Source organism: Nocardioides sp. PD653-B2 (assembly GCF_002117935.1).
GTDB lineage: Bacteria > Actinomycetota > Actinomycetes > Propionibacteriales > Nocardioidaceae > Nocardioides.
Map to the genome: position 1 here is coordinate 1 of NZ_BDJE01000031.1, position 8,950 is coordinate 8,950.

An 8,950-nucleotide genomic window follows, 5' to 3' on the forward strand; every position below is an offset into this window, starting at 1 on the left:
TCCCGGCCGGGTACAGCTAGACCTCCGTACGCCCGTCGTTGTCCTTGTTGCGCAGCCCGATCTTGTTGCCGAGCCACACCAGCGGGTCGTACTTGCGGTCGGCGACGCGCTCCTTCATCGGGATGATCGCGTTGTCGGTGATCTTGATGCCCTCGGGACAGACCTCGGTGCAGCACTTGGTGATGTTGCACATCCCGATGCCCGCGGCCTCCTGCGCCAGCTTGCGCCGGTCGTGGGTGTCGAGGGGGTGCATGTCGAGCTCGGCGTACCGCAGGAAGAAGCGCGGGCCGGCGAACGCCTTCTTGTTCTCCTCGTGGTCACGGACCACGTGGCAGGTGTTCTGGCACAGGAAGCACTCGATGCACTTGCGGAACTCCTGCCCGCGCTCGACGTCGATCTGCGCCATCCGGCGCTTGCCGTCCGCGTCGCGGGGCGGGAGCTCGGCGTACGGCAGCTCCTTGGCCTTCTCGTAGTTGTACGACACGTCGGTCACCAGGTCGCGGATCACCGGGAACGTCCGCATCGGCGTGACCGTGATCGTCTCGGTCTCGTCGAAGTCGGAGAGCCGGGTCATGCAGAGCAGCCGCGGCTTGCCGTTGATCTCGGCGCTGCACGAGCCGCACTTGCCGGCCTTGCAGTTCCACCGGATCGCGAGGTCGCCGGCCTGGGTCGCCTGCACCCGGTGCAGCGCGTCGAGGACGACCTCGCCCTCGGACACCTCCACGGTGTAGTCGCCGAGGTCGCCGCCGTCCTGGTCGCCGCGCCAGATCCGCATCTTCAGGTCGTAGCCCATGTCACTTCTCCTCGAAGTACTTCTTGAGCTCGTCCGGCATCACCGGGAGCGGCTTCTCGTGCAGGTCGACGCCGGTCCCCTCGACGTTCAGGGTGACGACGAGGTTCTTCGTCCCCCACTCGGGGTCCGGGCCCGGGAAGTCGTCACGGGTGTGGCCGCCGCGCGACTCCTCGCGAGCCAGCGCCGCCTTGGCGATGCACTCGCTGACGATCAGCATGTTGCGCAGGTCGATGGCAAGGTGCCAGCCGGGGTTGTACTGCCGGTGCCCCTCGACCTTCATCGACTTCGCCCGCACCTTGAACGCCTCGATCTCGGAGAGCGACTCCTCGAGCTCGGCGGCGGTGCGGATGATGCCGACCAGGTCGTTCATCGACTGCTGGAGGTCGGACTGGATCGTGTACGGGTTCTCCCCCCCTTCGACCTCGAACGGCGCCAGCGCGCTCGCCTGGGCCGCCTTGACGTCGGCCTCGTCGACCGTCGGGCGGTTGTCGCCCAGCGAGCTCGTGTACGCCGTCGCCGCTTCGCCGGCGCGCTTGCCGAAGACCAGCAGGTCGCCCAGGGAGTTGCCGCCCAGGCGGTTGGAGCCGTGCATGCCGCCGGAGCACTCGCCCACGGCGTACAGGCCGGTGACCGCGCTCTCCTGGGTGTCGGCGTCGACCTCGACGCCGCCCATCACGTAGTGGCAGGTCGGCCCGATCTCCATCGGCTCGGCCGTGATGTCGACGTCGGCGAGCTCCTTGAACTGGTGGTACATCGAGGGCAGCCGCTTGCGGATGAACTCCGGCGAACGGCGCGACGCGATGTCGAGGTAGATGCCCCCGTGCGGGGTGCCGCGGCCGGCCTTGATCTCGGAGTTGATCGCCCGGGCGACCTCGTCACGCGGGAGCAGCTCGGGAGGACGCCGGTTGTTCTTCTTGTCGTCATACCACCGGTCGGCCTCCTCGATCGTGTCGGCCGTCTCGCTCCTGAAGAACTCCGGGATGTAGTCGAACATGAACCGCTTGCCCTCGGAGTTCTTGAGGATGCCGCCGTCGCCGCGCACCGACTCCGTGACCAGCAGCCCCTTCACCGAGGGCGGCCAGACCATGCCCGTCGGGTGGAACTGCACGAACTCCATGTTGATCAGCGAGGCGCCCGCGCGCATGGCGAGGGCGTGGCCGTCGCCGGTGTACTCCCAGGAGTTCGAGGTGACCTTGAAGGACTTGCCGATGCCGCCGGTCGCGAGGATCACGCTGGGCGCCTCGAAGACGATGAAGCGGCCGGACTCGCGCCAGTAGCCGAAGGCCCCCGAGATCCTCGGCGCTTGCCCAGAGCCTGTCGAAGGGTCCTTCAGGAGGTCGGTGATGGTGCACTCCATGAAGACGTCGATGCCGAGCTGGACCGCGCGCTGCTGGAGGGTGCGGATCATCTCGAGGCCGGTGCGGTCGCCGACATGGGCGAGGCGGGCGTACTTGTGGCCGCCGAAGTCCCGCTGCGAGATGAGGCCGTCGTCGGTGCGGTCGAAGAGCGCACCCCAGTCCTCGAGCTCCATCACCCGCTCGGGGGCCTCCTGCGCGTGCAGCTGGGCCATCCGCCAGTTGTTGAGCATCTTGCCGCCGCGCATGGTGTCCCGGAAGTGCACCTCCCAGTTGTCCTCGGGCCAGCGGTTGCCCATCGCCGCGGCGATGCCGCCCTCGGCCATCACGGTGTGGGCCTTGCCCAGCAGCGACTTGCAGACCAGCGCGGTCCTGGCGCCCGAGTCGTGGGCGGCGATCGCCGCCCGCAGGCCCGCGCCGCCGGCGCCGATCACGACGACGTCGTACTGGTGCCGCTCCATGCCGCCCTCGCTCGCGCCGGACATCTCGTTGCCGGTCATGGGGTGACGAGTCGTATCCATTTAGAAGAACCTCGGGTCGTCGAAGGCGCCGGTGGAGAGCAGGTAGATGTAGAAGTCGGTCAGCGCCACGGAGAACAGCGAGTACCAGGCGAACCGCGCGTGGTGGCCGTTGAGCTTCGAGACCCAGGTCCACAGCCGGTAGCGGACCGGGTGCTTGGAGAAGTGCCGGAGCTTGCCGCCCATGATGTGCCGGCAGGAGTGGCATCCCAACGTGTACAGCCAGATGAACACGACGTTCACGAGCATGATGAGCGTGCCCAGGCCCATGTGGATGCCGTCGGACTCACCCTCGGCCGGGCCGAACGCGAGCAGCACGTCGTAGCTCAGGACCAGCGCCACGAGCACGGCGGCGTACCAGAACCAGCGGTGGATGTTCTGGGCGATCAACGGGAAGCGCGTCTCGCCGGTGTACGTGGTGTGCGGCTCGGCCACGGCGCAGGCGGGCGGCGAGAGCCAGAACGCCCGGTAGTAGGCCTTGCGGTAGTAGTAGCAGGTCAACCGGAAGCCGAGCGGGAAGATCAGGATCAGCAGCGCCGGCGACAGCGGCCATCCCCCGAACGGCTGTCCGAAGTCCGACGACCCCGGGACGCACTCGTTGCTCAGGCACGGCGAGTAGAACGGCGAGAGGTACGGCTCCGCGAAGTAGTTCGCGCCCGAGAAGGCCCGCCAGGTCGAGTAGACGATGAAGGCCACGAAGACCACGAAGGTCGCCAGCGGGGCCAGCCACCAGCGGTCGGCGCGGAGGGTCTTCACCCCGATCCGGGCCCGGGTGGGCCCGTTGACGCCCGTTGCACCTGCATCTGTCGCTGCCTGCCGAGCGTCTGTCGACGCCATCGCCACCTCCGCGGTCTGGTGTTCGCCTGAGCAGTCTGCACACTCGTCGCGCGATGTGAAAGAGCCCACACCGTCATCTCAGGAACGCGTTGCAGTTTTCGGGTGCCCCGAGGGTTCATCGGGCATCCACCTCGGGGCCCGCGCCCGGCCACCCGCCAGGGGCATCGTGGGGGCATGCGGATAGCGCTGGTGACCGAGACGTTCTACCCGGCGATCGACGGCACGACCACGACGGTCAAGGCGGTGGCCGACCGGCTCATCGACACCGGCCACGAGGTGATGGTCATCGCCCCGGCACCCGGCCTGGCGTCCTACCGGAGCAGCAGCGTTGCCCGGATCCGGGCCCTCGACCGGCCCGGACGGCAGGTCCGCGAGGCTCTCGAGCGGTTCGCCCCCGACCTGGTCCACGTCACCTCGCCCGGCGCCGTCGGCCGCAAGGCCCTCAAGCAGGACCGGCTCGGCATCCCCGCGCTCGTCGTCGAGCAGTCGCCGCTGCTGGACGTCGCCGCCGACTACTGGCGCACCCGCGTCGCCGACCGCGCCGATGCCGTCGTCGTCACGTCGCGCTGGATGGTGGACCGGCTGGCCTACTTCGAGGTGGCGGCCGGGCTCTGGGCGCCGGGCGTCGACACGGCCGCGTTCACGCCCGCGCTGCGTGACGACTGGCTGCACGACCGCTGGTCGCGCGCCCGGTCACGCACCGGAGGGTTGGTGGTCGTCGGCTACGTCGGCAGCCTCCGCAAGAGGCACGACGTACGACGGCTGGCGGCGCTGGCGCGGGTGCCCGGCATCCGACCGGTGGTCGTCGGCGACGGGCCCCAGCGCGCCTGGCTCGAGGGACGGCTGCACGGCGCTCGTTTCACCGGTGCGCTCGGGACCGGTGACCTGACCGCCGTGCTGCCCTCCCTCGACCTGCTCGTGCACCCGGGCGAGCACGAGACGTGCTGCCACCCGCTGCGCGAGGCCGGGGCCAGCGGCGTGCCGGTGGTCGCCCCGCGGGCCGGCGGCGCCCCGGACGTCGTCCGACACCTCGAGTCCGGGCTCCTCTACGACCCGGCCGACGAGCACGGGCTGGCCCGGGCGGTGAGCGCGGTGGCCGCCGACCGGCACCGCTCGCTCCTCGGTGCGCGGGGCCGCGAGCTGGCCGTCCGTGACTGGACGAGCGCCGTCGACGAGCTGGTCGAGCGGCACTACCTGCCACTGGTGGTACCCACGAAGGCGACTGTTCAGTAACCGGACGAATGTCACACGACCTGTGGTCATCCGGGCCGTGGGGCGGGGGTAGCGTGGCCTTTCGTGGCAACGACGACCCTGGTCAAGGGAGCGCGCGCTTCGCGCTCGACCATCACCCTCAAGCTGTTGATGGCTGCGAGCGGCATCCTGTTCATCCTCTTCGTGCTCGCGCACATGTACGGCAACCTCAAGGCCTTCTCCGGCCATGACGCCTACAACGACTACGCCGAGCACCTGCGCGTCATGGGCGAGCCGATGGTCCCGCGCGAGGGCTTCCTCTGGATCCTGCGTGCGGCGCTGATCGTCGCGCTCGTCGTGCACGTCGGCTCGGCGGTCGCGCTCTGGAAGCGCGCCCACCGGGCCCGGAGCACGCGCTACGTCGTGAAGAAGAACAAGGCCTCGAGCCTCTCCTCGCGGACGATGCGCTGGGGCGGGCTGACGCTGCTGCTCTTCATCATCTGGCACCTGGTCAACTTCACGATCGGCAAGGTCAACGTCTCCGGCGGGTCGACGAACGATCCCTACAACCTGCTGGTCGACACCTTCGACACCTGGTGGATGACGCTGATCTACCTCGCCGCGATGCTCGCGCTGGCCATGCACCTGCACCACGGGGTCTGGAGCTCCGCCCAGACGCTCGGCCTCACCAACAACGCCCGCGCCCGCCGCAACGCGAAGACGCTCGGCTGGATCCTCGCCGTCGTCATCGCCGGCGGCTTCTCGCTGGTCCCGATCTTCGTCCTCGCCGGCGTCATCACCAAGTAAGGGGTCTGCAGCACATGACCGACATGCCGGACACCACCCTCACGTCCGACCCGTCCCACGACGCTCCCGGCGACCACGGCGACGATGCCGCCGGCTACTACACGCCCGGCGAGCCGATCGCCGACACCAAGGCGCCCGGAGGTCCGATCGAGGAGCGCTGGCAGACGCGCAAGTTCGAGGCCCGCCTGGTCAACCCGTCCAACCGGCGCAAGCTCTCGGTGATCATCGTCGGCACCGGCCTGGCCGGCGGCTCCGCGGCCGCCACGCTCGGCGAGGCCGGCTACAACGTGAAGTCCTTCTGCTACCAGGACTCCCCGCGCCGCGCGCACTCGATCGCCGCGCAGGGCGGCATCAACGCGGCCAAGAACTACAAGGAGGACGGCGACTCCGTCCACCGGCTCTTCTACGACACCGTCAAGGGCGGCGACTACCGCTCGCGCGAGTCGAACGTCTACCGCCTGGCCGAGGTGAGCACCAACATCATCGACCAGTGCGTGGCGCAGGGCGTCCCGTTCGCCCGCGAGTACGGCGGCCTGCTCGACAACCGCTCCTTCGGCGGCGTGCAGGTGTCTCGCACCTTCTACGCCCGCGGCCAGACGGGCCAGCAGCTCTTGATCGGCGCCTACCAGGCGCTCGAGCGCCAGGTGGCAGCCGGCACGGTCACGACGTACACCCGGCACGAGATGCTCGAGGTGATCCTGGTCGACGGCAAGGCCCGCGGGATCATCGCCCGCGACATGGTGACCGGCGAGATCGAGACCCACCTCGCCGACGTCGTCGTGCTCGCCAGCGGCGGCTACGGCAACGTCTTCTACCTGTCCACGAACGCCATGGGCTGCAACGTCACCGCGACGTGGCGCGCGCACCGCAAGGGCGCCTACATGGCCAACCCCTGCTACACGCAGATCCACCCGACCTGTATCCCGGTCTCGGGTGCGCACCAGTCGAAGCTGACCCTGATGTCGGAGTCGCTGCGCAACGACGGCCGGATCTGGGTGCCGAAGAAGAAGGCCGACTGCGAGAAGGACCCGCGCGACATCCCCGAGGAGGACCGCGACTACTACCTGGAGCGGATCTACCCGTCGTTCGGCAACCTGGTCCCCCGCGACATCGCCTCCCGCGCAGCCAAGAACGTCTGCGACGAGGGCCGCGGCGTCGGCCCGGCCGTCGAGGGCGTGCGCCGCGGCGTCTACCTCGACTTCAGCGCCGCGATCGAGCGCCTGGGCAAGGACGGCATCGAGGAGAAGTACGACAACCTCTTCGACATGTACGCCCGGATCACCGGCGAGAACCCGTACGAGACGCCGATGCGGATCTACCCGGCCGTGCACTACGTGATGGGCGGGCTCTGGGTCGACTACGACCTGATGTCGTCGATCCCGGGTCTCTTCGTGACCGGCGAGGCGAACTTCTCCGACCACGGCGCCAACCGCCTCGGCGCGTCCGCGCTGATGCAGGGCCTGGCCGACGGGTACTTCGTGCTGCCGCACACGATCCGCGACTACCTGGCCGACGGGCCGTTCGAGCCGGTCCCGGCCGATCACCCGGCCGTCGTCGAGGCCGAGCAGTCGGTGCGCTCGCGGATCGACCACTTCCTCAACACCAAGGGCACCCGCAGCGTCGACTCCTACCACCGCGAGCTCGGCAACATCATGTGGGAGTACTGCGGCATGGAGCGCTCCGAGGATGGCCTGAAGAAGGCGATCGACCTGATCCGGACGCTCAAGGACGACTTCTGGCGCAACGTGAAGGTCCTCGGCACCGCCGAGGGCCTCAACCAGTCGCTGGAGAAGGCCGGCCGGGTCGCCGACTTCTTCGAGCTCGGCGAGCTCATGTGCATCGACGCCCTGAACCGTCGCGAGTCGTGCGGTGGCCACTTCCGGGCGGAGTCGCAGACCGAGGACGGCGAGGCGCTGCGCCACGACGAGACGTTCGCGTACGTCGCGGCCTGGGAGTTCGCCGGCGACGGCGAGCCGCCGGTCCTGCACAAGGAAGACCTGGTCTACACAGCCATCGAGATGAAGCAGCGGAGCTACAAATAATGAAGGTCACCCTCAAGATCTGGCGCCAGCCGGATGCCGCTTCGCAGGGCGCGATGCACACCTACGAGCTCGACGAGGTGTCCGAGGACATGTCGTTCCTCGAGATGCTCGACGTGCTCAACGAGAACCTGAACGCCGCGGGCGAGGAGCCCGTCGCGTTCGACTCCGACTGTCGCGAGGGCATCTGCGGCATGTGCGGCCTGATGATCAACGGCGAGGCGCACGGTCCCGAGGTCACCACGACCTGCCAGCTGCACATGCGGTCCTTCAAGGACGGCGACGAGATCGTGATCGAGCCCTGGCGCGCCGACGCGTTCCCGGTGGTCAAGGACCTCGTCGTCGACCGCGGTGCCTTCGACCGGATCATCCAGGCCGGTGGCTTCATCTCGGTCAACACCGGCTCCGCCCCGGAGGCCCACTCGGTCCCGGTCCCCCGCGAGGACGCGCTGCGCGCCTTCAACGTGGCGACCTGCATCGGCTGCGGCGCCTGCGTGGCGGCCTGCCCCAACGGCTCGGCGTCGCTCTTCATGGGCGCGAAGATCACCCACCTCGGTGAGCTGCCCCAGGGCCAGCCGGAGCGCGACGAGCGCGTCGTCAGCATGGTCGCCCAGCACGACCACGAGGGCTTCGGTGGCTGCACCAACATCGGTGAGTGCACCGCCGCCTGCCCCAAGGAGATCCCGCTCGACGTGATCTCGCGCCTCAACTGGGACCTCCACCAGGCCATGCGCCACGGTCACTAGCCCGGCCCTCGGTGGTTGAGGAAGGCGCGCAGCGCCTGTCTCGAAACCCCCGCACCCCGGTGGTTGAGGAAGGACGAAGTCCTGTCGCCCCCGGTGGTTGAGGAAGGCGCGGAGCGCCTGTCTCGAAACCCCCGCAGCCGACCCGCCCACCTGTCCTCGACCTGCGGGCCGCCTCGGCTGATTTAGAGAATGGTGTGATCACCGTCCGCTTCGGTTGAGGCGGCGATTTCCAGCCGTCGCCTGCCTTGCGGGTCCGCTCGGGTCGACCGTCGTGGTCACCGCCCAAAGACTTTACTTTCCGAAATGCTCAGAACCCTGTGGACAACAGGGTTTTGGAGGTCTGAGTGTCGGTGGCGGGTGCTTGGGTTGAACCATGGCAGCCACCACCGAACTCGACACCGCTGGTGCGGTGCTGGCTGCCGCCCGCGAGGAAACCCAGACCGCCGACCTGGCGGAGGTACGCCGGTTCAAGCTCGCCGCCGACTGGGCGGCGATGCACTCGGTCGACTCCCTCGGGCCCGCCGCGGTCTGGGAGGGCGAGCTCCCCATCGCCGGCGACGGCGCCCCGCTGGTGGCGGAGTTCTGTGTCGCCGAGTTCGCCCTCGCGATCGACAAGTCCACCGACGCCGGGCGGGCCTACCTCGGTGAGGCCGTCGAGGTCCGC

General features: G+C 68.9%; 7 protein-coding genes and 1 pseudogene. 5 read left to right on the forward strand and 3 right to left on the reverse strand.

The annotated features are described in order from the left end of the window. Window positions 1-16 precede the first annotated feature (16 nt). Genes PD653B2_RS13700 through PD653B2_RS13710 form a run of 3 tightly spaced genes read right to left on the reverse strand, consistent with a single transcriptional unit; the run spans window position 17 to window position 3,422 of the window. On the reverse strand, window positions 17-793 hold the full coding sequence (locus PD653B2_RS13700; protein WP_085872949.1) for a succinate dehydrogenase/fumarate reductase iron-sulfur subunit: 777 nt from the start codon (window positions 791-793) through the stop codon (window positions 17-19). A gap of 1 nt (window position 794) precedes the next feature. Next, window positions 795-2,669 (reverse strand): fumarate reductase/succinate dehydrogenase flavoprotein subunit, encoded by a 1,875-nt coding sequence (locus PD653B2_RS13705; protein ID WP_242665284.1) that lies wholly within the window; start codon window positions 2,667-2,669, stop codon window positions 795-797. After that, window positions 2,670-3,422 (reverse strand): hypothetical protein, encoded by a 753-nt coding sequence (locus tag PD653B2_RS13710; protein ID WP_242665285.1) that lies wholly within the window; start codon window positions 3,420-3,422, stop codon window positions 2,670-2,672. A gap of 255 nt (window positions 3,423-3,677) precedes the next feature. Between PD653B2_RS13710 and PD653B2_RS13715 the strand changes: the two genes are divergently transcribed. The 5 genes and pseudogenes from PD653B2_RS13715 to PD653B2_RS13735 form a co-directional block, all read left to right on the forward strand. Next, the gene (locus tag PD653B2_RS13715; protein WP_085872951.1) at window positions 3,678-4,736 is read left to right on the forward strand and encodes a glycosyltransferase; all 1,059 of its coding nucleotides are present in this window, start codon (window positions 3,678-3,680) and stop codon (window positions 4,734-4,736) included. A gap of 63 nt (window positions 4,737-4,799) precedes the next feature. Further along, window positions 4,800-5,501: a succinate dehydrogenase cytochrome b subunit gene (locus PD653B2_RS13720; RefSeq protein WP_085872952.1), complete on the forward strand. Its 702-nt coding sequence runs from the start codon at window positions 4,800-4,802 to the stop codon at window positions 5,499-5,501. A 23-nt stretch (window positions 5,502-5,524) separates the two neighbouring features. After that, complete coding sequence (locus PD653B2_RS13725) at window positions 5,525-7,543, forward strand: fumarate reductase/succinate dehydrogenase flavoprotein subunit (RefSeq protein ID WP_085872955.1); 2,019 nt, start codon at window positions 5,525-5,527, stop codon at window positions 7,541-7,543. After that, window positions 7,543-8,286, forward strand: a complete 744-nt coding sequence (locus PD653B2_RS13730) for a succinate dehydrogenase/fumarate reductase iron-sulfur subunit (protein ID WP_085872953.1) — start codon at window positions 7,543-7,545, stop codon at window positions 8,284-8,286. The genes PD653B2_RS13725 and PD653B2_RS13730 overlap by 1 nt, the downstream gene beginning before the upstream one ends. 373 nt (window positions 8,287-8,659) lie before the next feature. After that, window positions 8,660-8,950 (forward strand): annotated as a pseudogene (locus PD653B2_RS13735) (HNH endonuclease); the annotation flags it as partial.

Coding starts and splice junctions, on each gene's coding strand:
- PD653B2_RS13705 (WP_242665284.1), bottom strand. CDS start 2,669: ATGGATACGACTCGTCACCCCATGACCGGCAACGAGATGTCCGGCGCG.
- PD653B2_RS13700 (WP_085872949.1), bottom strand. CDS start 793: ATGGGCTACGACCTGAAGATGCGGATCTGGCGCGGCGACCAGGACGGC.
- PD653B2_RS13715 (WP_085872951.1), top strand. CDS start 3,678: ATGCGGATAGCGCTGGTGACCGAGACGTTCTACCCGGCGATCGACGGC.
- PD653B2_RS13725 (WP_085872955.1), top strand. CDS start 5,525: ATGCCGGACACCACCCTCACGTCCGACCCGTCCCACGACGCTCCCGGC.
- PD653B2_RS13730 (WP_085872953.1), top strand. CDS start 7,543: ATGAAGGTCACCCTCAAGATCTGGCGCCAGCCGGATGCCGCTTCGCAG.